Consider the following 24,683-nt stretch of genomic DNA (forward strand, 5'->3'; position numbering starts at 1 on the left):
TTAAGCCGGCTTAGCCGCGCAGCTCACCGCCTGTGTTTTTCGCAACATTTGCCACGACCTTATCACAAACCGCTTGGATCTGCTCATCGGTCAGGGTTTCTGTTGTGGGTTGAAGTTTAATGGTGATGGCAACTGACTTTTTGCCCTCTTCCATATTTTCACCTTCATACACATCAAACACAGCAGCATCAGTGATCAGTTTCTTATCTGCTGTTTTGGCAGATTGAATGATCTTGGCTGCAGGAATATCACTATCCACCACAAAGGCAAAATCACGATCAACCGGCTGGAATTGGGACAAGACCAACAAGGGGCGCAGGGCACCGGTCTTTTTGGCTTTTGGTGCAGGAATAGCATCAAGATAAATCTCAAAACCAACCGCAATCCCTTTGTATCCCATCTTTTTAAGCACACCGGGGTGAAGCTCGCCAAAATAGGCCAATGTGTTTTTAGGCCCAAGCTTAAACGCACCAGAGCGACCCGGATGGTAATGGGCAGGCGCGCCTTCTGGGTCAACCTGAAGGCTTTCTACCTTCGCACCGGCTGCTTCTAACACAGCCATGGCATCGGCCTTGGCATCAAACACATCAACGCGGCGCGGGCTTTCAGCCCAGTTGCGTTGCGCTGTCTGGCCTGTGCGCACACCACAAACTACAATGGGTTGCTGGTCTGCTGTATCGCCATCAAACTGTGGGCCAACTTCAAACAAACAGCCATTGGGATAGCCATTGTTATTGTTGCGCTGACAGGCTGAAAGCAGGTTAGGCAGCAGTGAGGGACGCATGATTTCCAGATCGGTTGAGATCGGGTTTGTCAGGCGCAAGTTCTCATCAGTCCAGCCAAAGAGTTTGGCTTGTTTTTCTGGCAAGAAGGCGTAAGTCACCGCCTCAGACACACCGCGTGATACAAGGGTGCGTCGCGCCGCATCGCGTTTTTGCTGCATGGGCGTGAGGGCAACGACAGGAAGATTTGTTTCACGCACGAGTGAAACTTCTTCGATTTTGTCATAGCCATAAACACGGATGACTTCTTCAACAAGACAGGCTTCCATCTCAATGTCAGAACGCCAGCTTGGTGGTTGTACATCAAAGGTCTCGCCCTTATCAGTCAGCTCACAGCCCAGTGTTTTTAAGATACGGGCCATTTCTTCAACGGGGACATCTACACCGGTTAACTGCTTAACACGTGCTTTGCGCAAAGTGATGTTTCGTTGCCATTTTGGCTCATCACCGGCAACCACAAGCTTAGAAGCTTCACCGCCACAAATCTCAATGATCAGGCGAGAGGCCATTTCTGTCATATCAACAACAGCGGCTTCATCCACGCCTCGCTCAAAACGATAGCGCGCATCAGAAATGATATCGAGCTTGCGACCCGTCATGGCTGTGCGGATTGGGTCAAACAAGGCACATTCAAGAAAGACATTGACCGTGTCGTCCTGACAGCCAGAGACTTCGCCGCCCATGATACCCGCAAGGGCATGGGGTGTAGCGTCATCACAGACAACTGTCATATCACCATCAAGGGTGTATTCTTTTTCATCCAGTGCCTTAAGCATTTCGCCTTCTTTGGCAAGACGCACATGAATATCACCACTAAGTTTATCTGCATCAAATACATGCAGCGGGCGACACAGGCCTTGGGAGAAATAGTTGGTCACATCCACCAATGCAGAGATCGGGCGCAGGCCAACAGCCAAGAGTTTTTCTTGTAACCATTTTGGTGAAGGACCGTTTTTGACACCACGGATGTAGCGACCGGCAAATTGTGAACAGATCGCCGGGCCTTCAGCCGGATTATGCAGATTGATCTTAACCGGGCTTTCATAGGTGCCTTCAACCGCATCGGTATTGATGGGTTTCAGGCTCCCAAAACCAGTTGCGGCAAGATCGCGCGCAATACCGCGCACGCCCGCACAATCACCACGGTTTGGTGTGATGGCAATCTCGATGATTGGATCGGTTAGACCCATGATATCAACAGCGCGCGCGCCTACTTCTGTCTCAACTGGTAAATCAACAATACCGTCATGATCTTCAGACAGGAGCATTTCAGCTTCAGACATCATCATGCCAAAGCTTTCAACACCACGAATTTTGGTTGGCTTGAGCGTAACATCCAAGCCCGGAATGTAAGAACCATCCGTTGCAAAAACACCTTTTAGGCCCTTGCGTGCATTGGGCGCGCCACAAACCACCTGATAGTCTTTTTCACCATCAAAAACTTTAAGAAGGCGAAGCTTATCAGCATCTGGGTGTTGCTCACACTCAACGATTTCAGCGATCTTGAAGGTTTCCAGACCTTTAGAACGGTCTTCAACGCCTTCGACCTCAAGGCCGATCATAGAGAGCTTTTCAACAATCTCGTCACAGGATTTATCTGTTTCAAGGTGCTCCAAGAGCCAGCTTAATGTGAACTTCATTTGTTTAGCCCTCCCACCATAGATGGCACATCAAGGGCTTTAAAGCCGTAGTGACGCAACCAGCGTAGGTCAGATTCATAGAATGTACGCAGATCAGGAATGCCGTATTTCAACATGGCAATACGTTCAATCCCCATGCCAAAGGCAAAACCTTGGTATTTGGTGGAATCGATGCCGCAGTTTTCCAGAACTTTAGGATGGACCATGCCGCAACCCAAAATCTCAAGCCAGTCATCCCCAGCCCCGATTTTAAATTCGCCGCCTTCACGGGTACAGCCAATATCTACTTCTGCAGAAGGTTCTGTGAACGGGAAATAACTTGGGCGGAAACGAACGGGCAGTTCATCCACACCAAAATAGGCCCGGCAGAAATCAATCAAGGTCCCTTTAAGGTGACCAAAATGTGTTTTCTCATCGATCACCAGACCTTCGATCTGATGGAACATAGGGGTGTGCGTGGCATCATAATCACAACGATATGTGCGACCCGGACATACGATGCGGATCGGTGCGCCTTTTTCCTGCATGGAACGGATTTGTACAGGAGAGGTATGTGTGCGCAATACCATACGGTGGCCGTCTTGTTCGCGCGGCAGGTAGAAGGTATCGTGATCTTGGCGTGCAGGGTGTTCAGGGCCGATATTTAGGGCACCAAAGTTGCGCCAGTCATCTTCAATGTTCGGGCCTTCTGCAACGGTGAAGCCCATTTCACCAAAAATAGCGATGGCTTCATCGATGGTTTGGCTCACCGGGTGAATGGTGCCTGCCTGTTCTGGACGCGTTGAAAGCGTCACATCGATTTTTTCAGCCATCAAACGGGCGTTCAGTTCTGCATCGGCCAGCTCGGTTTTGCGCGCCTCAATGGCTTGGGCAACTTCGCCTTTAACCATATTAAGCTTTTGTCCGGTCTCTTTGCGCTCTTCTGGGCTCAGGTCCTTCATGTTTTTCATCATGGAGGTGATGGAGCCTTTTTTACCAAGCGCGTTGACACGAATGTCGTCCAAAGCTTTGGAGTCGGTTGCCCCGGCAACAGCGTCCAGCACTTCGGTTTTTATCTGATCAAGATTTTCCACTAATTTCCGTTCCTAAAATGAAAAAGCTGTAAACAAGCAAAAAGGAGACGAAAGCCTTGAAGGCTTCAGTCCCCTTTTCCAAGATATTTCACTGTAAAGCCAACGGCCTTACAGGAGCGTCTTTCTTACTTGGCGAGAGCGGCCTGAGCCTGTTCTACCAATGACTTAAACGCTTCTGGCTCACGTGCTGCAAGATCAGCAAGAACCTTACGGTCGAGCTCGATACCAGCCAGCTTGAGGCCATTCATGAATTGTGAGTAGGATACACCGTACTGACGAGAACCGGCGTTGATACGCTGGATCCAAAGCGAACGGAAGTTACGCTTTTTCGTGCGACGATCGCGATACTGATACTGGAGGCCTTTATCGACCTTCTCCATAGCTACGCGTAAAACGTTTTTATTACGACCGCGATAACCTTTGGCTTGTTTGATGATTTTCTTGCGACGAGCGCGAGAAGCAACTGCTACTGTAGAACGCATGTTTCTAAACCCTTATATATATGTGCGACTGTAATTAAGCGTAAGGCATCATTGATTTTGCCATGCGTGCATCTGCAGCTGACAATACAAAGCTACCACGTGCTTGACGTTTCATTTTATTGGAACGTTTGCGCAGGTTGTGGGATTTGAATGCGTAAGCACCACGTACTTTACCAGTAGCAGTGATCTTGAAGCGCTTTTTAGCGCCAGATTTTGTCTTCATTTTAGGCATTTCATTATCCTTTAGATATCTACATTAAACCCGACGCCTAGGCATGCCTTAGCCACATCCGTCATCATTTAATGCCTTTAATAAAATACGCGTCGCTGACATAAATTTCAGCAACGAGGTAGCGGGTTATAGACTCAAGACCAGCTGATTGCAAGGGGAAAATGCCCAATAAGCTTAATTCACCGTATGGGCTTCATAAGGGCTATCTAGTGAAAAGGTCGGGACCATAATATTAAGCCTTTCGCCAACCGCACTGATCATCTCGTATGATCCACCCATAAAGCCGCTTGGGGTCTGAAGGGGCACGCCGCTGGTATATTCAAAGCTCTCACCGGGCTGCAAGGTGGGTTGCTCGCCCACAACGCCTTCGCCGCGCACTTCTTGGGTGCGCCCCATGCCATCGGTGATTTTCCAGTGACGCGAAATCAGCTGGATGGTTTCATAGCCATCATTGGCAATTGTAATGTGATAGGCCCATACATATGTGCCTTTTTCTGGCTCGGAGTCGTCTTCCAGAAAAATCGGTTCGACCGAGATGGTCACCATACGTGTTGTTTCTTGATATTTCATAGAGTTAAAGATGGGGCTTCTTTTGCCATTACGCAATAAGGAAATGCGCATGAGCGGTGGCAACGAGACGTTTTTCATCTTTTTGCCAAGCCGTAACACGCAGATTTGCCACGCGTTTGCCCTGTTTAACCACTTCTGCGCGGGCATAGGTATCTTGATGAAGGGCAGGGCGCAAATAATCAACCGAGATGTTAATAATCTTGGGCGCAGGGGCATCTTCGCCGAGCTGGTCAAGCAGGTGAAAGGAGGCTGCATGTTCCATCAGGCCAGCCACCACACCGCCATGAACCGCGCCAATGATCTCATTACCAATATTATCGGCATTTTCCTTTAAGATGGTCACGAGCCCAAGGTCGTCTTCAAAAAGGCTTAATCCGACAAGTTCTGCATAAGGGATCATGTCGTTGAGGGGGGAGAGTTTACGGTGCGGTTTCAAGAGCTCTCTCCGTCTAGCTGAAGTTGGAAGGTGCCGTTTGTTTTAAAGGTGCCTGTGGCGGTGGCGATTTTGTGGCTTTCGTCACCCTGCCAAGCCCAGCTGCGTACATACGCCACATCTTCATTAAAATGAAAACATTCAGCACGCCCATAAAGGGTTTGATCACCTTTGATGGAGCGCAAATGATCAAGGCGAAGATCAAGTGTCGCCACCGTGCGCCCTTCAGGATAAACCGAAGAGGCAACCGTGCCACATAGGGTATCAAGCAAGGTGGTGACAATGGCGCTGTGCAGCAAATTCTTTTCTTTATTGCAGACCAGTTCGGCGCGCGGTTGAAGAAACATACAGCCCTGACCTTGGGACAGGCCTTCAAACCTTAAGCCCAGTTTTTTACAATGGGGCAGGTTTTCAACCGTCTGTCTCATGAAATTATGCAGGGATGTGGACACCGGATTATCCTTAAAATCAAAAAGCGATGAAACAAATGTATGGTATGCGAACAGTCTGTCAATAGCTTTTAAAGGAAGCTTATGATTTTCTTTACTGTTTAGCTGTAATGATGGACTATGCGTTAATTGATTTAAGGGAGAGCATCGTGGGGAGACTTTTGATTGTCGATGATGACAAGTCAGTGCTCAATGTCATGAAACAGGCATTGATCAATGCCCAGTTTGACGTTGAAAGCGCAACCAATGGCAAAGATGCGATTGAGCTGTTGCAATCTTCTTCCTTTGACTTGCTGATCACAGATATTCTAATGCCCGAAATTGATGGCTTAGCCGTGATTGACCATGCCATTTCTCATCATCAGGATATCGGTATTTTAGCGATTTCCGGGGGCGGGCCGGATAAAGATGGCGGGGACTTGCTAGATGCGGCCCTGACCTGTGGTGCCGATGCGATTTTGCAAAAACCGTTTCGCCCAGATGAGCTTATTCGCACGGTTAAAGCATTGTTGCGCTAATTACATCTATAGGACCCTCATGTTAAGGGTGTGATTTATAGCCTGTAAAACCTTGGCTCCATGGATCGCGCGTTGGCACACTGGGTTTTGTCTCCAAGGCACCTTGCTTGCCATAGGTTTTGAATTTCTCCATCACCTCATCCATTTCTTCATCACTTAAGATATGAGGCTCGCCTACTTGTAGGGCGGTGAGATATTGCTCACACAGAAGCTCCAGCTCTTGCGCGATCTTTAAAGCTTTATCCAGATTACTTGCTGCCACAATCATGCCGTGGTTTGCCAACAAGCAGGCATTGCGGCTTTGCAAAGCTTTTAGGGCCACGTCTGAAAGTTCTTGTGTGCCAAAGGTGGCATAAGGCGCGCAGCGCACTGTTTTGCCGCCACATACCGCAATCATATAATGAAAAGGCGGCAAGTCCCGACGCAGGCACGCCAGTGTGGTGGCAAATTTGGAATGGGTATGGATGATGGCATTCACATCTTTGCGCGCGCTCATAATGTCATGGTGAAAGAGCCACTCACTAGACGGTTTGAGCTTGCCGTGGTAGCTGCCATCTTTGCGTACCTCCACAATGTCTTGAGGATCAAGCTGATCATAATCCATGCCAGAAGGCGTAATGAAAAAGCCGTTTTTTGAACGTGCAGACACATTGCCGCTGGTGCCTTGGTTGATCCCCAAGGCATTCATCTTCAAGGCCGTATCAATGACATCTTGGCGCAGGGACATGACAGCTTAGACCTTATCAGGAAAGAGGACGGCGAGCCCTTCTTTTGACGCTTTTGCCACGCCGCGCTCGGTAATAAGCCCGGTGATATATTTGCGCGGTGTCACATCAAAGGCGTAGTTACCCGCTGTGCAGCTTTCTGGCGTGATCGTGACTGTGGCAACCGTGCCGTCTTTTAAACGGCCCGTCATTTCGGTGACTTCTGTTGCATCACGTTCTTCAATGGGGATTTCTTTCACCCCGTCGTCAACCGTCCAGTCAATGGTCGGGGAGGGTAAACCCACATAAAATGGCACATCATTATCATGGGCAGCTAAGGCCTTAAGATACGTGCCGATCTTATTACATACATCCCCAGAGGCGGTGGTGCGGTCCGTGCCGACAATACAAAGATCGACCTCACCATGTTGCATGAGGTGACCGCCTGCATTATCGACAATTAAGGTATGGTCCACACCATGATTGCCGAGCTCCCATGCCGTCAGCGAGGCACCTTGGTTGCGCGGGCGGGTTTCATCTACCCAGACATGAACGGGAATGCCACTGTCATGGGCTTTATAAATCGGCGCGGTTGCGGTGCCCCAATCAACTGTTGCCAGCCAGCCGGCATTACAATGGGTGAGGATGTTAACCACGCCGGTTTTGCCCTTTTTCTCCCAAATCTCTTGGATGATCTTGAGACCATGATCACCAATAGAGGAGTTTTGCGCCACATCATCTTCACAAATTTGGGCGGCAAGCTTATAAGCTGCCCCAATGCGTTCGCCCTCAGCCAAGGGGAAGATTTGTGCGCGCATTTCATCTAAGGCCCAGCGTAAGTTCACGGCTGTGGGGCGCGTGGCATAAAGCTCACTATAGGCCTGATCAAAACCTGCATCACTTGCATCCTTTTTAAGGGCAAGTGCCATGCCATAAGCCGCGGTCGCGCCGATTAAAGGCGCACCACGCACCAACATATCAAAAATCGCATGACAGGCATCCGCCAGATTTTCCATACGCACAATTTCATAAGCATGGGGCAGTTTGGTCTGGTCAATAATATTAACCCCCCAACCATCATCATCCAGCCAGATCGGGCGCGTTGATGTACCATTAACTTTCATTTTCCAGCTCCTTATTATTTGGTTTACTTCAAAATCCGGCCTGCAACCGCATCAAGCTTGGCAACCACTTCAGGGTCGCGCGCATCGGGGGCGGTGATGAGGGCGTATTCAAGGGCGTTGTGGCATCCGCTGGGGCACGGCAAGGGGGCTGCCGCAATTTTAGGAACGGCGGCTTTGACTAAAGAGCGGCCTTTTTCGGCATTTTCCAGCAGGACCTTGATGACTTGTTCAACAGTTACATCGTCATGTTCTTCATGCCAGCAGTCATAATCGGTCACCATGGCAACGGTGGCGTATCCCATCTCGGCTTCACGCGCAAGCTTGGCCTCTGGCATGTTGGTCATTCCGATGACGGAACAGCCCCAACTACGATAGAGGTTTGACTCCGCCTTGGTGGAGAATTGCGGGCCTTCCATGGCGAGGTAGGTGCCACCACGGGTATAGTCAATGCCGATTTCTTTTAAGGCGTCTTCAAGGCAATCAACCAATCGTTTTGAAACCGGTTCGCCAAAGGCCACATGGGCGACACACCCTGTGGTGAAGAAAGATTTTTCGCGCGCAAAGGTGCGATCAATATAATCATCCGCCAGCACAAAATGCCCCGGTGGCAATTCTTCTTTTAAAGAGCCACAGGCAGAGACCGAAACGATATCCGTAACACCTGTACGTTTCATGGCATCGATATTGGCGCGGTAGTTTACTTCTGTGGGGGAAATGCGGTGACCGCGACCATGGCGGGGTAAAAAACGCATTTGAACGCCGTCCAGCTCCCCAAAAAGGATGTCATCGGAAACTGTACCAAAGGGAGAAGTGATCTTTTCCCAACGGGTGTTTTCCAGCCCGTCGATTTCATAAATACCGCTGCCGCCCATAACGCCGATAATTGTTTCTGCCATAATTTATGATTCCCTTGATGAAAATTTCCTATGTTGGGAAGTTTTTTGCCATGGAATGAGCAAAAAAGCCATGAAAATAAAAAAGGAAGATTCTTTTTAAAAGCGGCTTAAAAAATGATCATTCTGCGCCTCATTTTTCACCACTATTATACGCTGCAATGCACAAAAGTGCCTGAAATATATTCAGAAAATTAAAATATATACCCACTACTACGCAGAGATGTTGAGTGTCTGGTCAAAAAAAATGTTTTTCTGAAAATTTGGTCTTGCCAATCGGTTAATTAAGGGTAAAGCTGCAGTATGTGCATTTGAAACTGAGAATGTGTTTCATCTGTGCAAACAAATAATATTGAAGGGCCTCCACCGGTGCTTCAGTTGAATGATCTGATAATAAAAAACAAGTTACTTAGTGGTTAGGGAGCTTTAAGGCGCGATTTTGATGAACTTAAAAAAAGTCATGAAATCGGACCTGTCAGATTATTCTGTTTTTCAATTCACGGGAGATTTCTAAAATGAAAAAAACTCTATCTGTCCTGACTGGCGCACTCGTTGCAACAGCCGTTTCTGCAACAGCTGCGATGGCAGCGAACACTTTGGATACTGTAAAGGCGCGTGGTGAGCTTCTTTGTGGTGCCTCTACTGGTCTGCCGGGTTTCTCTCTGCCCGACGAAAAAGGTAACTGGACAGGTCTTGATGCGGATACCTGCCGTGCAGTAGCTGCTGCCGTTTTGGGCGATGCAAATAAAGTTAAATTCATTCCTTTGACAGCAAAAGAACGTTTCACAGCCCTTCAGTCTGGTGAAATTGACGTGCTGTCACGTAACACAACTTGGACACATACACGTGATACATCACTGGGTCTGAACTTTGCTGGCGTAAACTATTACGATGGTCAAGGCTTCATGGTTCAAAAAGAGCTCGGCGTTAAATCTGCGCTGGAACTTGATGGCGCGTCTGTTTGTATTCAAGCAGGTACAACAACTGAATTGAACCTTGCTGATTATTTCAAGCTTAACGGCATGAAATTCAGCCCGGTTGTTTACGATACATCCGATCAAACTGTACAAGGTTTCGCTGCAGGTCGTTGTGACATTCTGACTTCTGACCAATCACAGCTTTATGCGCTTCGTTCTAAACTGGACGACCCATCTAAAGCAGTTGTACTGCCAGAAGTTATTTCTAAAGAGCCTTTGGGCCCAGTTGTTCGCCAAGGCGATGACCAGTGGTTCAACATCGTGAAGTGGACATTGTTCGCTCTCGTGAACGCTGAAGAAATGGGTGTAACATCTGCAAATGCAGCTGACATGCTGAAAAGCAAAAACCCTGGTGTTCAACGTCTTGTTGGTACATCTGGTGATGCCGGTGCGAAACTTGGTCTTGGTGCAAACTGGGCATATGATGCGATTAAACAAGTCGGTAACTATGGCGAAATGTTTGACCGTAACGTTGGTCCAAAGACTCCGCTGCAAATCTCTCGTGGTTTGAATGCGCTATGGTCTAAAGGTGGTCTACAATACGCACCGCCAGTTCGCTAAGAACTAACGGTTTAGACGATTATGAGTGGGTGTGTTTTTTCGAAGAAACCTTCGGCGAACACACCCACTTTTTCTTTTTTTTGAGTTTGGAGTGTGCATATGTCGCAAAAAGAGAACGACAACGCCACTGAGCCCAAACCCACTTCCTCGGTGCTTTATGACCCGCGTGTGCGTGCGGTTGTTTTTCAGGCGCTTCTTTTTAGTGTTCTGATCTGGTTAGGCTGGACAATTTTCCAGAATACCCTGCAGAATATGGAAAGCCGTGGAATTACAACGGGCTTTGATTTTCTAACTAATCCTGCCGGCTTCGAAATTTTAATGAGCTTGGTCGAATATGATGCCTCCCACACCTATGGGAAGACCTTCATTGTCGGCCTGTTAAATACAGTTCTGGTCTCACTACTCGGGATTTTTGTGGCAACCATTTTGGGCTTTGTGATGGGTGTTGCCCGTCTGTCCAAAAACTGGTTGATTGCAAAGATTGCCACTGTCTATGTGGAGACCCTTCGCAATATTCCTTTGCTGTTGCAGATTTTCTTCTGGTATTTCGCTGTTCTTCAACCCCTGCCAAGCCCGCGCCAAAGTATAAGCGCAGGTGAGGCTTTTTTCCTGAATAACCGTGGTTTTTATTTCCCTGAACCCATTGCCGGAGAGGGCTTTGGTGCTGTTTGGGTCGCTTTGATCATTGGTATTGTTGGTGCCATCGGTGTGAGCCGTTGGGCAAGTAAACGTCAGGAAGAAACAGGCCAGCCCTTCCCCGCCTTTATGACAGGTTTGGGCTTGATTATCGGTTTGCCGCTTTTGGCTTTTGTGGTTATGGGCGCGCCTTTAACATGGGGAATACCTGAACAGACCCGCTTTAATTTAAAAGGCGGTGTGCAAGTTATTCCTGAACTGATCGCACTGTTGCTGGCTTTATCAACTTATACAGCGGCCTTTATTGCCGAGATTGTACGCGCTGGTATTCTGGCGGTACCTCATGGGCAAACAGAAGCGGCTGAATCTTTGGGGGTCAAGCGTAGTGTGACATTGCGCAAGATTATTATTCCCCAAGCCATGCGTGTGGTGATCCCGCCTTTGACCAGCCAATATCTCAATCTTGCCAAGAACTCTTCTTTGGCAACGGCAATTGGTTATCCAGATATCGTGAGTGTCTTTATGGGCACGACCTTGAACCAGACCGGTCAAGCCGTTGAAATTGTGGCCATGACCATGGCGGTCTACCTAACCATCAGCCTGGTCCTATCAGTAATGATGAACTGGTATAATAAAGCCATGTCGTTGAAGGAGCGTTGAGATGGGAAAATTTGTTGAAAAAGAAGCGCTCCCACCTCCTGTATCATCAACAGGTGCGGTTGCATGGGTGCGACAGAACTTACTATCGACCCCGCTTAATACGGTTATGACCTTATTTGCAGCTTACTTGCTGTGGGAGTTTGTCCCGCCAATTTTAGACTGGGCATTTTTTAGTGCGAATTTTGCAGGTGACTCACCCCAAGCCTGTAGTGGAGCTGGGGCCTGTTGGGTCTTTATCAAAACGCGATTAGGCTTCTTCACTTATGGTTTTTATACCGAGGCGGAACGCTGGCGTGTGGATTTAAGCTTCCTGTTATTGGCGCTTATCGTTGTTCCCCAGTTCTTCTCTCAGGTCTCTGGCGAGGTTAAAAAGTGGCTGGGCATTGCTGGTTTAACGATACTGCCGGTGATCGTTGGTATCTTGTTACTTGGCGGTATGTTTGGCCTTGAACATGTTGAAACGCATCAATGGGGCGGTTTGATGCTGACGTTGGTTTTATCCTATGTTGGTATTGTTGCAGCCTTGCCGATCGGTGTGGTTCTGGCTTTGGGACGTCGCTCTGAAATGCCGATGGTTCGTATGGTCTGTGTGGCCTTTATTGAACTGTGGCGTGGTGTGCCGTTAATCTCGGTGCTGTTTATGGCTTCAGTCATGTTGCCTTTGTTCTTGCCGCAAGGTTGGGATTTTGAAAAGCTCCTGCGCGCACTCATCGGGATTATCATGTTCCAATCAGCCTATATGGCTGAAGTGATCCGTGGCGGCCTTCAAGCCATACCGAAAGGTCAGTTTGAGGCTGCGGCTTCGCTTGGTCTGGGCTATTGGCGCTCCATGGGGCTGATCATTTTGCCACAGGCTTTGAAGCTCGTTATTCCGGGCATCGTAAATACATTCATCGCCCTCTTTAAAGATACAACACTTGTGTTGATCATTGGTCTGCTCGACGTTTTGGCAACCGTGCAATCTTCCATCGTTGACCCTGCATGGGGCGGCGTTGCAACTGAGGGTTATATTTTTGCAGCGTTCTGTTTCTGGGTTTTCTGTTTCGGCATGTCACGATACAGCCAAGCTTTGGAGCGCAAACTTCACACCGGACACAAACGCTAAGCAAAGAAATTTGAGGATAATATGACTAAAGATCCTGATGCTATTACAGATACAGTAACCGAAGCGGAATTGCGCGCCGGTCACAACCTAGACCACGAAGTGGCACCTGAAGACGTGATCCAATTGATCGGAATGAACAAATGGTATGGCGATTTTCATGTGCTTCGTGACATTAACCTGAATGTTCATAAGGGCGAGCGCATCGTTATTTGCGGGCCGTCTGGTTCAGGTAAATCAACCATGATCCGTTGTATCAACCGCCTTGAAGAACATCAGGCGGGCCAGATTATTGTTGATGGTGTGGAACTCACCAACGATCTTAAAAATATTGATAAGATCCGCCGTGAGGTTGGCATGTGTTTCCAACACTTCAACCTGTTCCCGCATCTCACCATTTTGGAAAACTGCACGCTTGCGCCCATGTGGGTGCGCAAAGAAAGCAAGGCGGAAGCTGAAGAGCGCGCCATGCATTATCTTGAGCGTGTAAAAATCCCTGAGCAAGCCCATAAATTCCCCGGTCAGCTTTCTGGTGGTCAGCAACAACGTGTTGCCATTGCGCGCTCACTTTGTATGCAGCCCAAAATCATGCTGTTTGATGAACCAACCTCAGCCCTTGATCCTGAAATGATCAAAGAGGTGCTCGATACCATGGTTCAGTTGGCCGAAGAAGGCATGACCATGTTGTGTGTAACGCACGAGATGGGCTTTGCCAAAACGGTTGCCGATCGGGTGATCTTTATGGCGGAGGGTCAGATTGTGGAAGAAAATGAACCTCATGAGTTCTTTAACAACCCACAAGAAGAACGTACCCAAGAGTTCTTGAGCCAAATCATCGGCCATTAAGGAGATGTCGCCCCTACTTTTGTGGGGGCGACATTTTTCTATTCAATCCCCAATATCTTTTTGATGGGTTTGAAGCTTTTGCGATGATGTGGTGTGGCGCCAAGCTGTGCCAATCCTTCTTGATGTAGTTTCACCCCATAGCCTGCATTTTTCTCCCAGCCATAGCCGGGGAAGTCTTCTGCCAGTTTTGCCATCTGTTCATCACGCGTCACTTTGGCGATGATGGAGGCTGCGGCAATAGAGCAGGATAACCCGTCGCCCTTTACCACAGGATGCCCCTTGACCCCCAGTTTGGGCGGCATTTTATTGCCATCAATTAGAGCGTAATCGGGTTTTTGTGAGAGGCCTTGAACGGCGCGGCGCATGGCAAGGAAAGTGGCTTGTAAGATGTTGAGCTCGTCAATTTCTTCAACGCTGGCTTCGCCTAAGGCCCAGATGCTTTCCCCTTTGATCTGATCGATCAGGGCTTCGCGTTTTTTGGCAGAAAGTTTCTTTGAATCATTGAGGCTTTGGGCAAGGGTTGGGGTGAGGGTTTCCTGATTGAAAATGACAGCCGCTGCTGTGACTGGGCCAGCCCAAGGGCCACGTCCGGCTTCATCCACACCGCAGACGATACCGTCTTGCTCGTTTTCCAGTTCAAAATCAGGCATAATAAACTTCCATATGTGTGTTCCTGCGCACAGCCTTTTTATTGTCGGCTTGTTATGATTAAAGGCAGGTTATGAATTTATTTGAGTGTTGTTATGTTAAGCATAGTCATCCCCACCTACAATAGCGCAATGTCTTTAAAAAAGACAATCGCCAGCCTCGTGCCGCCACCTTATGCGCGCGAGATTATTGTTGTGGATGGCGGATCAAGTGATGCGACACTTAAGATCGCACAAGAATTAGCTGACCGTATTGTGACAGCACCAAAAGGACGCGGGGCCCAGTTAAAGGCAGGCGCAGAGGCTGCATCTGGGGATTGGTTGCTTTTTTTACATAGTGATACCCATTTGCCCGATCATTGGGGGGCAGAGGTAGCGAGCTTTATTGCCGGACAAAGTTCAGATGTAAGGGCGGGGTATTTTACCTTTGCATTGGATGAGGAGCATGAAAAAGCCAAAAGATTGGAAAAGATTGTTTCATGGCGTTGTCGTTTGCTCGGACTGCCATATGGAGATCAGGGTTTATTGATTAGTCGAGATCATTATGATCAGGTTGGTGGTTTTAGTGATATCCCACTGATGGAAGATGTCGATATGGTGCGCCGCATTGGTAAAAAACATTTAAAGCAGCTGTCTGTAAAAGCTGTAACCTCAGCCGTAAAATATCAAAAAGAAGGCTACCTGCGTCGCATGATGAGAAATGCCACTTGTTTAACGCTCTATTTCTTGGGACTATCGCCCCAACGTATCTTGAAGATTTATGAGTAAACCGCGTGCGCCAAAAACACCTTGTTATCCTTGCTAAAGAACCCCGCATAGGCCGGGTTAAAACACGTCTGGCCCGTGATGTGGGGAAGCTTGCGGCTTGGCGGTTTTATCGTGAAATGTTGCACGCATTACCTAAACGTTTGAGCGTGGATAAAAGCTGGCAAGTTTGGCTGTCCATTAGTCCAGATCACGCGCGCTTTAGAAGCTTTAGCCAAGGGCCTGTGCGATATCTTAAGCAAGGCAGCGGTGATTTGGGTGCACGTATGATAAGGCCTGCACAACACTTGCCAAAAGGGGCGTTTATTGTTGTGGGGGTAGATATACCGGAGATCAAGGCGGATTATATCAAGAAAGCTTTTAAGCTTTTGGGCACAAATGATGCTGTTTTTGGCCCCGCAGAAGATGGCGGCTTTTGGCTGGTTGGACTAAAACGCCACCCTGTTCTCGCCAATCCCTATGGTAAATCTGTAAGCTGGTCACAAAGTGATACGTTGCAAGCCTGCCTTGATAACTTGAAAGGCAAGAAAGTTGCTTTTGTTGAGACGCTTTCAGATATCGATTCAGGGGATGATTTACGGCGCTGGCGTGAAAAAAGATAAGAACCTGTAACTTTGGCAGAAGTCTGTAGACTTCCATCTAAAGTTGGGGAAGTCAGTCTTTGGAATAAAATTTAGCTGAAAATATATGTAAAAACCCATATTAAATAGCTTAGAAACGCTTTGATTGGACCGCGAGGAATGCTAAATATAATCTATCGGCTCAAATAAAAAATTAAAGGTGCTTTCGTGAAAGTTTTACTCGCTGACGACCATTCTATTGTCCGCACAGCTTTAAAATATGTTCTCTCTGAATTGGCACCCGAGCTTAATGTTGTTGAAGCGCGCAATAATGGCGATATTTTAAAAGCCCTTGATGACAACAGCGAAGGGTTTGATCTGGTCATGCTGGATTTGCGCATGCCGGGTATGGATGGCAACGGGCAGGCTATTGCCCAAGTGGTAGAACGGGTTGATCCAACACCGGTTTGTGTGTTCACGGTTTCTGAAGACCCCGATGAAATGCGCGCGGTTCTGGCTGCTGGCGTGCGTGCTTATATCCCTAAAACAACCGATGACGGTCTGATCGCAACGATCTTAAAACTAGTCTTAAGTGGCGGGTCTTATGTCCCACCTGTTTTGGGCGGGCTTGATACCAGCGTCGCGATGGAAAATCCAAACCAATCGGCATCAAGCTCAATGGCAACCAAAGATATTTTCCCCGATTTGACACGGCGTCAACGCGAAGTTTTGGCGCTGTTGGCTGAAGGTCTGTCTAATCAGGAAATTGGTGAGCGTCTTGATTTGAACCTAAGTACCGTCAAAAGCCATGTGACAGCTATTTTGCGTACCCTTGATGTGGAAAATAGAACCCAAGCGGTTTTGAAGTTTCAAAATGCAATTGGCAAGTAAGCTTTAATCTGTTTCTTTTAAGGGCAGAAGAATGGCAAATTTAGACCCTTTGCCAACCTCAGACTCACAGGAAATTTCCAACTCAAGAAGGTCGGCGAGACGTTTAACGATGGCAAGCCCAAGGCCGATACCTTCACTTCGGTCACGCTCAGGATCATCGAGCTGGGAAAATTCCGTAAAGATTTTATCCATACCTTCTGCAGGGATGCCGGGTCCGCTATCCCAAACTTCGATACTAATGTGATCATCAACACGGCGACAGCCAAGCAAGATACGCCCCTCTTTGGTATAGCGAATGGCGTTGGACAGGAAGTTGCGCAAAATTCTTTCTAGTAAAAGCGGGTCAGTATGGAGCTTTAAGCTTGAAGGCACCATGCGCAAGCCCAATCCTTTGGCATGGGCAGAAACACGATATTCGCGGGTGAGCTGGGTTAGAAGCGGTTGCAGCTCAAAGTGCGATGGATTGGGCTCGATTACGCCTGCCTCAAGCTTGGAAAGCGAAAGGATGGAGTCTAAAAGGGAGCGCATGGAACGTTGTGCATCATGCATATCGCGCATAATCGCCGCACTTCGATCATCAGGCATGCGACGCTCTAACATGCCGGAAAACATGCCGATGGCTTCAAGGGGTTGTTTGAGGTCATGACCCGCAGCTGCCAAAAACTTTGATTTGGCTGCATTAGCTTTTACTGCGGCCGTTTTGGCCTCTTCAAGCTGTTGGGTACGTTGGGTCACGGTTTCTTCAAGCCCATCGGAGAAGTCTTTAATGCGCATCATCTGTAAAGACACATGGCGCACCATCGGTCTGAAGATGAAAAAGGCTTCAACGGTGAGGACCAATATGGTCAGGCTCAGAAAAACCGCCTCAAGCCAACGCAGGAAATCAAACGCTTTTTCACCTTCTTCCTGATAAAATTTCACCATGGAATCAAGGGCTTCAACCAGTTTACCCGGTGCTACCTCCAGAACGAATTTAACGGAAGGGTGCTCCGGTGAAAGCTCGTCTGATGGCATGTCAATAATTTCACGCAACACTTCGATATAGCCCCGCATCTGTGCATTAAGCGGGTAGGCCCCTTTAAAATAGCGTTTGCGCGCCTCCGGTGACATATCGATGGACATGTTAATGGCATTTGCCCGCCCGGTGAGGGCAAGGTGGGCTTGTTGCAGCAAGATTGTGGAATGGCGCAGTTCTTTTCTAAATTTTTGCTGTTTTGAATAACTGTCGGCTGCAGCCAGTTGGGCAACGAAAAGGGCGGTGCGCTGAGACAGCATACGCTGGCGTCCGGAAATATTTACAACCGAGAGCGTGCTTTTATGTTCCGCAATCAATAAGCCCACAGTTCCAAAGGCAGATGCCGCCAGAATCGCAATTGCCATAAGCGCAAAAATATAGCGCTTGGTCATCCAGAAACCGGGGTTCTGTTCATCGGGTTTGAGTAATCTTTCCATATAAGCTTTATAGGTGAGTCTGATCTTTTTGTGTAGGAAAAATCAAGCGGTATTACCTTTAGGGACTTAGCTTGGAAATTTGAATTATTCTAATTAAATAGTACTAAAGTATGAGATTTTCTTGCAAAAAGCAGGGTGCTATGGTAGATATTCATCCATCCAAAGTATGATTTTTGGAATGTGGGAGGGGGTCCCATGAGAAATGAAGTTTCAAGACGAACAATGTTGTTTGGGCATTCCGGTCTGAGCGGTCAAGACGATGTCATTCGTCCACCTTGGTCTCTCAAACGTGATGCTTTTGCCAAAAAATGCACTGGCTGTGGCGAGTGTGTGACGGCTTGTCCTGAAAATATTCTCAAAATCGATGAGCGTAAGTTGGCCAAAGTGGATTTCTCGAAAGGGGAATGCACTTTTTGTCGTGATTGCGTCGCATCGTGTCGTGATGGCGCATTGGTGATGCTCGATCCTGAAACCCCTTGGTCACTAAGCATTTCTATTGAGGGGAAATGTTTGGCGATGAAGGGGATCGAATGCAGGGCTTGTGATGACCAGTGTGAACCCCGTGCCATCCGTTTTCGTCTCACTGCGGGGGCGGTTGCAGTGCCTCAACTAGACCAACATCAATGCACAGGCTGTGGTGCTTGTGTATCAGTATGTCCTAGTGAAGCGATTGTGATTAAACCCGAACTTAATGAAGAGGGGGAATGAATTGAAAGTTAATAGTCGTTTTCTTGCTGAAGGAAAAGAGCTTGCGACGGTGCCGGGTGCAATGCCCTCACCAGAGAAGCCCTTTAATGTGTGTGGGCTCATCGCTCATGTGGCCAAAGGCCGCATCGACGAAGTGTGCGCTGCATTAAATGAACTAGAGGGTGTGGATGTCCATACCCAAACCGAAGATGGCCGTTTGGTCATTACCATCGAAGATACCGAAGACTGTCTGGCTTCTGAAATGATCACAACAGTGGATCGTACCAGTGGCGTTATCAACAGCTCTCTCGTCTATCATCAATTTGAATCTCAAGACTCGCTAGAAATGGAGGAGGTTTCCTCATGAAACTGACCCGGCGCGAATTTATGAAAGCCAATGCTGCTGCAGCGACTGCTGCCGTTGCAGGCGTTTCTCTACCCGCCAAAACTGCCCAAGCCGCTATGCCCGGAAATATCCGTTGGGATAAAGGCGCTTGTCGTTTTTGTGGCACAGGCTGTGGTGTTCTCATTGGTACACGTGACGGTAAAATCGTCGCAACCCAAGGGGACCCTGATGCACCTGTGAACAAAGGTCTAAACTGTATCAAGGGCTATTTCCTGTCCAAGATTATGTACGGTAAAGATCGTCTTACTCAACCGCTGTTGCGCAAAACAAACGGCAAGTATGATAAAGAAGGTGATTTCGAGCCCGTAAGCTGGGATGAAGCTTTCGACATAATGGCTGTTAAATGGAAAGAAGCCCTTAAGAAAAAAGGCCCAACTTCCATTGGTATGTTTGGTTCTGGTCAATGGACAGTGATGGAAGGCTATGCGGCCTCTAAACTGTTTAAGGCGGGTTTCCGTTCTAACAACCTTGATCCAAACGCACGTCACTGTATGGCTTCAGCCGTAGGTGCGTTCATGCGTGCTTTCGGTATTGATGAGCCGATGGGCTGTTATGACGATTTGGAACATGCCGACACGTTCGTCCTTTGGGGCGCCAACATGGCGGAAATGCACCCGATCCTATGGTCGCGTATGACAAACACTCGTTTGACAAAGCCGGGTTGTGAAGTTCACGTCCTGTCTACATACGAGCATCGTTGTTTTGAGCTGGCTGATAACGGTATGGTCTTTAATCCGCAAACGGATTTGGCTATTCTGAACTATATCGCCAACTACATCATTGAAAATAAAGCATATAACAAAGACTTTATTTCCAAGCATGTGAACTTCAACTCAACAACAACTGATATTGGTTACGGCCTGCGTCCTGAGCATGCTTTGGAAAAAGCTGCCAAGAACCCGGGTAAAGGTAAATTCAACAAAATCTCATTTGATGAATATGCTAAATCCGTTGCTAAATATACGTTGGATTACGCTGCAGAACTTTCTGGTGTGCCAAAAGAGTCCCTGTTGAAACTGGCTCAAGCTTATGCTGATCCAAAACGTAAGGTTTCTTCATACTGGACAATGGGCTTTAACCAGCACACACGTGGTGTTTGGGTAAATGGTCTGCTCTATAACGTTCACCTCTTGATGGGCAAAATCTCTGAGCCGGGCAACAGCCCATTCTCATTGACAGGTCAGCCGTCTGCTTGTGGTACTGCTCGTGAAGTTGGTACATTTGCACACCGTCTGCCTGCCGATCTGGTTGTGAAAAAAGAATCTCACCGCAAGTTTGCTGAGAAAATCTGGAAACTGCCTGATGGCACAATTCCACCAAAACCAGGCTATCACGCAGTGCTGCAAAACCGTATGTTGAAAGATGGCAAACTCAATGCCTATTGGGTTATGTGTAACAACAACATGCAAGCTGCACCAAACATGAACGAAGAAGGTTATCCGGGCTATCGTAACCCAGAAAACTTCATCGTTGTGTCTGATCCATATCCAACAGTTACGGCTTTGGCAGGGGACTTGATCCTTCCAACTGCAATGTGGATGGAAAAAGAAGGTGCCTATGGTAACGCGGAACGTCGTACACAGTTCTGGCGTCAACAGGTGAAAGCACCGGGTGAAGCCAAGTCTGACATGTGGCAGATGATGGAATTTGCCAAGCGTTTCCAAATCGAAGAAGTCTGGCCTGAAGAGCTGCTTGCAAAAGCACCTGAGCTTCGCGGCAAGACCATGTACGAAGTGCTATATGAAAACGGTAACATCAACAAATACCCTGTTGAGAAAATTACCGATGGCGCGGGTAACGTTTATGACAACGATGATGCCGATCACTTCGGTTATTACGTTCATAAAGGGATCTTCGAAGAATACCGTATGTTCAACTCTGCTGAAGGTATCATCAAAAAGGGCCACGAAATGGCACCGTTTGAAACATACCATAAAGCACGTGGGCTACGTTGGCCTGTCATTGACGGTAAAGAAACACTGTGGCGTTTCCGTGAAGGCTATGACCCGCACGTTAAAGCCGGCGAAGGTGTTCGTTTCTACGGTAAAAAAGATGGTCGTGCGAACATCATCTTTGCACCATACGAGCCACCAGCTGAAAGCCCGGATAAAGAATTCGATTTGTGGCTCTGCACAGGTCGTGTTCTTGAACACTGGCATTCAGGCTCCATGACACGTCGCGTAGAAGAATTGCACCGTGCATTCCCAAGCGCTGTCGTGTTTATGCACCCGACGGACGCGAAAAAACGCGGTCTTCGTCGTGGGCAAGAAGTCAAAGTCTCCTCGCTTCGTGGTGAAATTAAGGTTCGTGTGGAAACACGTGGCCGTAACCGCGTGCCGGAAGGCCTCGTCTTCATTCCGTGGTTTGATGAAGGTGCACTTGTGAACAAGTTGACATTGGATGCGACTGATCCGCTTTCCAAAGAGACTGATTACAAGAAGTGTGCTTGTAAAATCGAAAAAGCCTAAAAAACATTAACCGTCCTTCCTCATAAAAAGGGAGGGGAGAGCCATGACCTATAAAACGCATAAAAATAAGAAAAAGGTTACACGCCGGGATTTTCTCGGTGATGCAGCCAAAGGTGCCTGTGGTGTCGGACTGTTTAGTCTGGCACTGGGTACTGCTGTGCGTGAAGCGGAGGGTAAACTGCCGGCTGATGCGATCCGTCCACCGGGCGCGATTGCAGAAGGAAACTTCTTATCAGCTTGTGTGCGTTGTGGTTTGTGTGTGAGGGATTGCCCTTACGACACGTTGGACTTGGCCGATCAGGGCACTGATAATGTGACCGGTACGCCGTTCTTTACAGCCCGAGATATCCCATGCGAAATGTGTGAAGATATCCCGTGTGTAGAGGCGTGCCCCACAGGTGCTCTGGACAAGTCTCTGACCAATATTGATGATGCCAAAATGGGTGTTGCCGTATTGGTTGGGCATGAGACCTGTCTCAATTATCAGGGTTTGCGTTGTGATGTTTGTCACCGCGTTTGCCCGTTGATTAATGAGGCAATTACACTGGAACGTTCCGCCAATGAACGTACAGGGAAACATGCGATTTTCATCCCCACTGTCCATAGCGACAAATGTACCGGGTGTGGCAAGTGTGAAAAAGCATGTGTTTTGGAAGAAACGGCTATCCGTGTCTTACCTGAGCGCATCGCACTTGGACAACTGGGTGAGCATTATCGTTGGGGCTGGGTTGAAAAACGCAAAAAAGGTGAATCCCTCATTGAGGGGCAAGGCATCATTGATCTTCCAGATCGCGGATATAACCCTGCATCACCATTCCCTGAGAAAACAACAAACGGCGGCTATAAGGGGTTTAAGCCATGAGTATGCAAAACCCCGGACAAAGTGCCGTTGAAAAGAAAGGTTGGCTGGCTGCGCATAAGTGGCTGGTGTTGAGACGTCTGTCTCAGGCCTTGGTTGTTTTCGTGTTTCTTGTTGGGCCGTTGACAGGTTTCTGGTTGGTGAAAGGGACGTTGGCGTCATCCATAACTTTGGATGTGTTACCGCTAACTGATCCGTTCATCTTCCTCCAGTCCTTGATGAGCGGACATGTGATGGAAACAAGCGCCATTATTGGCGTTGGAATTGTACTGCTGGGCTATTTTTTAGTCGGTGGTCGCACATTCTGTTCTTTTGTATGTCCCATCAATGTGATTTCCGATACAGCCACATGGCTGCGCCGTAAATTGGGCTGGAAGAAAACAGGTATTCGTTTGAACAGAGGGACGGCTCTTTGGATCATGGGGGGTGTCTTACTCACATCTGCTGTGACGGGGACCATTGCCTGGGAATTTCTAAACCCGGTGACGATCTTGCATCGTTCCCTTGTTTTTGGAAGTTTTGGCACTGTCTTTTTGGTAACGCTCTTGTTGTTCTTGATCGAATTGGTCGGGGGCGAGAACATCTGGTGTTCACGCATCTGTCCGGTTGGGGCTTTTTACGGCCTGATCGGTAAGGTCAGTCTGATCAAGATAAGTGCAAACAATCGTAAAGCCTGTAACGACTGTATGGATTGCTATACCGTCTGCCCAGAATCTCATGTTATTTCGCCTGCTTTAAAAGGGGAAAAGGACGATCAGGGTCCGATTATCCTGTCTGGGGACTGCACAAACTGTGGTCGCTGTCTGGATGTCTGCTCTGAAGATGTTTTTAAATTTTCGCTTCGAACTAAAAATAAATTGGATGATGTCCGCCCACATAAAGAGAGTGCTAAGGATAGCACGACGAGGGCGGCATGAGACTTGAAGGAGATATGACTGTGAAACGAGTCCTAATCCCTGTTGTCTGTTTCTTTGCTGCAGTTTTCATGTTGATGAATGCAGCAAGTGCAGAGAACTTTAAATCGTTACGTGGCCAAGCAGATTTGGAAGAAACAAATGCTGCAGCCTCAATTAACCAAGTGATTGAAGGTGGTCGTTTTTCGCAAAACTATCGTCAACAACCACCGCTGATCCCGCATAAGATTGAAAAATACCAAATCAATCTGAAGGTTAACCAGTGTATGCGTTGCCATAACTGGCAGTATGCTGCCAAAGAAGGTGCGCCAAAGATCAGTGAAACTCACTATCTAGACCACCGCACAGGTAAGCCTCTGGACGATGTGGTACCGGGTCGCTGGTTCTGCACACAATGTCACGTACCGCAAGTGGATGCCAAGCCGCTGGTGGAAAATACCTTCACCAAATAAGGCCAAGGGGAACTTGCTATGAGTGAACTTGAAGAAAAACCGGGTTTTTTCAACCGGATCTGGTCCTTGATTAAAAGGCCAAGTAAAACGACATCTGCAGGTATGCTGTTGTTTGTCGGGTTGATTACCGGTGTCATTTTCTGGGGTGGTTTTAACTGGACCATGGAAATGACCAATACGGAAACTTTCTGTCTGTCTTGTCACGAGATGGAACAGAATGTGTATCGTGAATTTACAGGTACAGTGCACGATACAAACGCTTCTGGCGTTCGTGCAACTTGTCCTGATTGTCACGTACCGCGTCCATGGATTCACAAGATGAAACGTAAAATCCAGGCGTCAAACGAAATCCTTCATAAAATCTTGGGTACAGTTGATACCCGAGAGAAATTTGAAGCCCATCGTCTGACTATGGCTAAACGTGTATGGACGACCATGAAGGAAACAGACAGCCGCGAATGTCGTAACTGTCACAACTTCATGGCAATGGACGTGTCACGACAAAACTCCCGTGCGCGCAATCGCCACCTTGAGGCTCAAGATCAGGGTAAGACCTGTATTGACTGTCACAAAGGCATTGCACATGAGCTTCCTGCTGAGGCCTTTTCGGCTGAAGAAGAGCTTAACAACGCACATTAAAAGCCTATAGATGACGGTATTGGGGCCTGAACCTACCCCCTCATCGCCCTAAATACCCATCTTAGCCGGCCCTTCCCCAAATGTTTTTCGCAAATAGGGAGGGTCGGCGCTTTTTTTTCCTGTTTAAAAAAATGCTGAACAAGCGTATATCCATTGCAACAGGTTTAAAACTAAGGCGTCATTCCCAATTTGATTGGGAGTCTCTTCATTGAAAAAAGATCTTTGCCCATGCGAGGATGACGTTGTGTGATGGATATATGA

General features: G+C 48.0%; 27 protein-coding genes. 15 read left to right on the forward strand and 12 right to left on the reverse strand.

Going from position 1 to position 24,683, the window contains the following annotated elements; translation table 11 throughout:
* Positions 1 to 10: 10 nt before the first annotated feature.
* The 7 genes from pheT to MTBPR1_RS12330 all read right to left on the reverse strand — a co-directional run bounded on the left by pheT (position 11) and on the right by MTBPR1_RS12330 (position 5,664).
* On the reverse strand, positions 11 to 2,422 hold the full coding sequence (gene pheT / locus MTBPR1_RS12300; RefSeq protein WP_069189319.1) for a phenylalanine--tRNA ligase subunit beta: 2,412 nt from the start codon (positions 2,420 to 2,422) through the stop codon (positions 11 to 13).
* Complete coding sequence (gene pheS / locus MTBPR1_RS12305; RefSeq protein WP_069189320.1) at positions 2,419 to 3,495, reverse strand: phenylalanine--tRNA ligase subunit alpha; 1,077 nt, start codon at positions 3,493 to 3,495, stop codon at positions 2,419 to 2,421. The genes pheT and pheS overlap by 4 nt, the downstream gene beginning before the upstream one ends.
* A 125-nt stretch (positions 3,496 to 3,620) precedes the next feature.
* The gene (gene rplT / locus MTBPR1_RS12310; protein ID WP_069189321.1) at positions 3,621 to 3,977 is read right to left on the reverse strand and encodes a 50S ribosomal protein L20; all 357 of its coding nucleotides are present in this window, start codon (positions 3,975 to 3,977) and stop codon (positions 3,621 to 3,623) included.
* Positions 3,978 to 4,011: 34 nt separating this feature from the next.
* Positions 4,012 to 4,209 carry a 50S ribosomal protein L35 gene (gene rpmI / locus MTBPR1_RS12315; protein WP_069189322.1) on the reverse strand — a complete coding sequence of 66 codons (198 nt, stop codon included), beginning with the start codon at positions 4,207 to 4,209 and terminating at the stop codon, positions 4,012 to 4,014.
* A gap of 174 nt (positions 4,210 to 4,383) precedes the next feature.
* Positions 4,384 to 4,779 carry a Co2+/Mg2+ efflux protein ApaG gene (gene apaG, locus MTBPR1_RS12320; protein WP_069189508.1) on the reverse strand — a complete coding sequence of 132 codons (396 nt, stop codon included), beginning with the start codon at positions 4,777 to 4,779 and terminating at the stop codon, positions 4,384 to 4,386.
* Between the two features lie 28 nt (positions 4,780 to 4,807).
* Positions 4,808 to 5,215: a PaaI family thioesterase gene (locus MTBPR1_RS12325; RefSeq protein ID WP_069189323.1), complete on the reverse strand. Its 408-nt coding sequence runs from the start codon at positions 5,213 to 5,215 to the stop codon at positions 4,808 to 4,810.
* Positions 5,212 to 5,664, reverse strand: a complete 453-nt coding sequence (locus MTBPR1_RS12330) for a PaaI family thioesterase (RefSeq protein ID WP_126465217.1) — start codon at positions 5,662 to 5,664, stop codon at positions 5,212 to 5,214. Before MTBPR1_RS12330 ends, MTBPR1_RS12325 begins: the two co-directional genes overlap by 4 nt.
* Before the next feature lie 146 nt (positions 5,665 to 5,810).
* Between MTBPR1_RS12330 and MTBPR1_RS12335 the strand changes: the two genes are divergently transcribed.
* A complete protein-coding gene (locus MTBPR1_RS12335) occupies positions 5,811 to 6,179 on the forward strand; it encodes a response regulator transcription factor (protein WP_165602670.1) in 369 nt (122 codons plus the stop codon).
* 22 nt (positions 6,180 to 6,201) lie between these two features.
* Here the strand turns inward: MTBPR1_RS12335 and MTBPR1_RS12340 are convergent, their stop codons facing one another.
* The 3 genes from MTBPR1_RS12340 to MTBPR1_RS12350 are packed head-to-tail and all read right to left on the reverse strand — an operon-like array spanning position 6,202 to position 8,903.
* On the reverse strand, positions 6,202 to 6,906 hold the full coding sequence (locus MTBPR1_RS12340; RefSeq protein ID WP_069189325.1) for a class II aldolase/adducin family protein: 705 nt from the start codon (positions 6,904 to 6,906) through the stop codon (positions 6,202 to 6,204).
* A gap of 6 nt (positions 6,907 to 6,912) precedes the next feature.
* The gene (gene mtnA / locus MTBPR1_RS12345; RefSeq protein ID WP_069189326.1) at positions 6,913 to 8,007 is read right to left on the reverse strand and encodes an S-methyl-5-thioribose-1-phosphate isomerase; all 1,095 of its coding nucleotides are present in this window, start codon (positions 8,005 to 8,007) and stop codon (positions 6,913 to 6,915) included.
* 23 nt (positions 8,008 to 8,030) lie between these two features.
* A complete protein-coding gene (locus MTBPR1_RS12350) occupies positions 8,031 to 8,903 on the reverse strand; it encodes an S-methyl-5'-thioadenosine phosphorylase (protein WP_069189327.1) in 873 nt (290 codons plus the stop codon).
* A gap of 512 nt (positions 8,904 to 9,415) precedes the next feature.
* Here MTBPR1_RS12350 and MTBPR1_RS12355 point away from each other — a divergent pair.
* The 4 genes from MTBPR1_RS12355 to MTBPR1_RS12370 all read left to right on the forward strand — a co-directional run bounded on the left by MTBPR1_RS12355 (position 9,416) and on the right by MTBPR1_RS12370 (position 13,682).
* The gene (locus MTBPR1_RS12355; RefSeq protein WP_069189328.1) at positions 9,416 to 10,438 is read left to right on the forward strand and encodes an amino acid ABC transporter substrate-binding protein; all 1,023 of its coding nucleotides are present in this window, start codon (positions 9,416 to 9,418) and stop codon (positions 10,436 to 10,438) included.
* Between the two features lie 99 nt (positions 10,439 to 10,537).
* Positions 10,538 to 11,734, forward strand: a complete 1,197-nt coding sequence (locus MTBPR1_RS12360; protein WP_069189329.1) for an amino acid ABC transporter permease — start codon at positions 10,538 to 10,540, stop codon at positions 11,732 to 11,734.
* Between the two features lies 1 nt (position 11,735).
* Positions 11,736 to 12,839 carry an amino acid ABC transporter permease gene (locus MTBPR1_RS12365; protein ID WP_069189330.1) on the forward strand — a complete coding sequence of 368 codons (1,104 nt, stop codon included), beginning with the start codon at positions 11,736 to 11,738 and terminating at the stop codon, positions 12,837 to 12,839.
* Positions 12,840 to 12,971: 132 nt separating this feature from the next.
* A complete protein-coding gene (locus MTBPR1_RS12370) occupies positions 12,972 to 13,682 on the forward strand; it encodes an amino acid ABC transporter ATP-binding protein (RefSeq protein ID WP_276204548.1) in 711 nt (236 codons plus the stop codon).
* 38 nt (positions 13,683 to 13,720) lie between these two features.
* On the opposite strand, the gene MTBPR1_RS12375 is transcribed toward MTBPR1_RS12370, so the two are convergent.
* Positions 13,721 to 14,332 (reverse strand): ribonuclease HII, encoded by a 612-nt coding sequence (locus tag MTBPR1_RS12375; protein WP_069189331.1) that lies wholly within the window; start codon positions 14,330 to 14,332, stop codon positions 13,721 to 13,723.
* Between the two features lie 93 nt (positions 14,333 to 14,425).
* Between MTBPR1_RS12375 and MTBPR1_RS12380 the strand changes: the two genes are divergently transcribed.
* From MTBPR1_RS12380 to MTBPR1_RS12390, 3 genes are all read left to right on the forward strand, one after another.
* Positions 14,426 to 15,097 carry a TIGR04283 family arsenosugar biosynthesis glycosyltransferase gene (locus MTBPR1_RS12380; protein ID WP_069189332.1) on the forward strand — a complete coding sequence of 224 codons (672 nt, stop codon included), beginning with the start codon at positions 14,426 to 14,428 and terminating at the stop codon, positions 15,095 to 15,097.
* A gap of 5 nt (positions 15,098 to 15,102) precedes the next feature.
* Positions 15,103 to 15,696 (forward strand): TIGR04282 family arsenosugar biosynthesis glycosyltransferase, encoded by a 594-nt coding sequence (locus MTBPR1_RS12385; RefSeq protein ID WP_069189333.1) that lies wholly within the window; start codon positions 15,103 to 15,105, stop codon positions 15,694 to 15,696.
* 186 nt (positions 15,697 to 15,882) lie between these two features.
* Positions 15,883 to 16,545, forward strand: a complete 663-nt coding sequence (locus MTBPR1_RS12390; RefSeq protein ID WP_069189334.1) for a response regulator — start codon at positions 15,883 to 15,885, stop codon at positions 16,543 to 16,545.
* Between the two features lie 3 nt (positions 16,546 to 16,548).
* On the opposite strand, the gene MTBPR1_RS12395 is transcribed toward MTBPR1_RS12390, so the two are convergent.
* On the reverse strand, positions 16,549 to 17,997 hold the full coding sequence (locus MTBPR1_RS12395; protein ID WP_069189335.1) for an ATP-binding protein: 1,449 nt from the start codon (positions 17,995 to 17,997) through the stop codon (positions 16,549 to 16,551).
* A 195-nt stretch (positions 17,998 to 18,192) separates the two neighbouring features.
* Between MTBPR1_RS12395 and napF the strand changes: the two genes are divergently transcribed.
* Genes napF through MTBPR1_RS12430 form a run of 7 tightly spaced genes read left to right on the forward strand, consistent with a single transcriptional unit; the run spans position 18,193 to position 24,422 of the window.
* The gene (napF, locus tag MTBPR1_RS12400; protein WP_083223074.1) at positions 18,193 to 18,705 is read left to right on the forward strand and encodes a ferredoxin-type protein NapF; all 513 of its coding nucleotides are present in this window, start codon (positions 18,193 to 18,195) and stop codon (positions 18,703 to 18,705) included.
* A 49-nt stretch (positions 18,706 to 18,754) separates the two neighbouring features.
* The gene (locus MTBPR1_RS12405; protein WP_165602671.1) at positions 18,755 to 19,051 is read left to right on the forward strand and encodes a chaperone NapD; all 297 of its coding nucleotides are present in this window, start codon (positions 18,755 to 18,757) and stop codon (positions 19,049 to 19,051) included.
* Positions 19,048 to 21,558: a nitrate reductase catalytic subunit NapA gene (gene napA / locus MTBPR1_RS12410; protein WP_069189337.1), complete on the forward strand. Its 2,511-nt coding sequence runs from the start codon at positions 19,048 to 19,050 to the stop codon at positions 21,556 to 21,558. Before MTBPR1_RS12405 ends, napA begins: the two co-directional genes overlap by 4 nt.
* Before the next feature lie 43 nt (positions 21,559 to 21,601).
* Positions 21,602 to 22,420 carry a ferredoxin-type protein NapG gene (napG, locus tag MTBPR1_RS12415; RefSeq protein WP_069189338.1) on the forward strand — a complete coding sequence of 273 codons (819 nt, stop codon included), beginning with the start codon at positions 21,602 to 21,604 and terminating at the stop codon, positions 22,418 to 22,420.
* The gene (gene napH, locus MTBPR1_RS12420; protein WP_069189339.1) at positions 22,417 to 23,334 is read left to right on the forward strand and encodes a quinol dehydrogenase ferredoxin subunit NapH; all 918 of its coding nucleotides are present in this window, start codon (positions 22,417 to 22,419) and stop codon (positions 23,332 to 23,334) included. Before napG ends, napH begins: the two co-directional genes overlap by 4 nt.
* Before the next feature lie 20 nt (positions 23,335 to 23,354).
* On the forward strand, positions 23,355 to 23,783 hold the full coding sequence (locus tag MTBPR1_RS12425) for a nitrate reductase cytochrome c-type subunit (RefSeq protein WP_205631247.1): 429 nt from the start codon (positions 23,355 to 23,357) through the stop codon (positions 23,781 to 23,783).
* Positions 23,784 to 23,801: 18 nt separating this feature from the next.
* A complete protein-coding gene (locus tag MTBPR1_RS12430) occupies positions 23,802 to 24,422 on the forward strand; it encodes a NapC/NirT family cytochrome c (protein ID WP_069189340.1) in 621 nt (206 codons plus the stop codon).
* The last annotated feature ends 261 nt before the right edge of the window (positions 24,423 to 24,683 follow it).

The sequence above is a fragment of the Candidatus Terasakiella magnetica genome, from assembly GCF_900093605.1.
In the GTDB taxonomy this organism is placed as follows: Bacteria; Pseudomonadota; Alphaproteobacteria; order Rhodospirillales; family Terasakiellaceae; genus Terasakiella; species Terasakiella magnetica.

Excerpts from the sequence above, each read along its gene's own strand:
- pheT (WP_069189319.1), bottom strand. The coding sequence starts at position 2,422 with ATGAAGTTCACATTAAGCTGGCTCTTGGAGCACCTTGAAACAGATAAA.
- rplT (WP_069189321.1), bottom strand. The coding sequence starts at position 3,977 with ATGCGTTCTACAGTAGCAGTTGCTTCTCGCGCTCGTCGCAAGAAAATC.
- rpmI (WP_069189322.1), bottom strand. The coding sequence starts at position 4,209 with ATGCCTAAAATGAAGACAAAATCTGGCGCTAAAAAGCGCTTCAAGATC.
- apaG (WP_069189508.1), bottom strand. The coding sequence starts at position 4,779 with ATGAAATATCAAGAAACAACACGTATGGTGACCATCTCGGTCGAACCG.
- MTBPR1_RS12340 (WP_069189325.1), bottom strand. The coding sequence starts at position 6,906 with ATGTCCCTGCGCCAAGATGTCATTGATACGGCCTTGAAGATGAATGCC.
- mtnA (WP_069189326.1), bottom strand. The coding sequence starts at position 8,007 with ATGAAAGTTAATGGTACATCAACGCGCCCGATCTGGCTGGATGATGAT.
- MTBPR1_RS12350 (WP_069189327.1), bottom strand. The coding sequence starts at position 8,903 with ATGGCAGAAACAATTATCGGCGTTATGGGCGGCAGCGGTATTTATGAA.
- MTBPR1_RS12355 (WP_069189328.1), top strand. The coding sequence starts at position 9,416 with ATGAAAAAAACTCTATCTGTCCTGACTGGCGCACTCGTTGCAACAGCC.
- MTBPR1_RS12360 (WP_069189329.1), top strand. The coding sequence starts at position 10,538 with ATGTCGCAAAAAGAGAACGACAACGCCACTGAGCCCAAACCCACTTCC.
- MTBPR1_RS12365 (WP_069189330.1), top strand. The coding sequence starts at position 11,736 with ATGGGAAAATTTGTTGAAAAAGAAGCGCTCCCACCTCCTGTATCATCA.
- MTBPR1_RS12370 (WP_276204548.1), top strand. The coding sequence starts at position 12,972 with ATGAACAAATGGTATGGCGATTTTCATGTGCTTCGTGACATTAACCTG.
- MTBPR1_RS12375 (WP_069189331.1), bottom strand. The coding sequence starts at position 14,332 with ATGCCTGATTTTGAACTGGAAAACGAGCAAGACGGTATCGTCTGCGGT.
- MTBPR1_RS12380 (WP_069189332.1), top strand. The coding sequence starts at position 14,426 with ATGTTAAGCATAGTCATCCCCACCTACAATAGCGCAATGTCTTTAAAA.
- MTBPR1_RS12395 (WP_069189335.1), bottom strand. The coding sequence starts at position 17,997 with ATGGAAAGATTACTCAAACCCGATGAACAGAACCCCGGTTTCTGGATG.
- napF (WP_083223074.1), top strand. The coding sequence starts at position 18,193 with ATGAGAAATGAAGTTTCAAGACGAACAATGTTGTTTGGGCATTCCGGT.
- napA (WP_069189337.1), top strand. The coding sequence starts at position 19,048 with ATGAAACTGACCCGGCGCGAATTTATGAAAGCCAATGCTGCTGCAGCG.
- napG (WP_069189338.1), top strand. The coding sequence starts at position 21,602 with ATGACCTATAAAACGCATAAAAATAAGAAAAAGGTTACACGCCGGGAT.
- napH (WP_069189339.1), top strand. The coding sequence starts at position 22,417 with ATGAGTATGCAAAACCCCGGACAAAGTGCCGTTGAAAAGAAAGGTTGG.
- MTBPR1_RS12430 (WP_069189340.1), top strand. The coding sequence starts at position 23,802 with ATGAGTGAACTTGAAGAAAAACCGGGTTTTTTCAACCGGATCTGGTCC.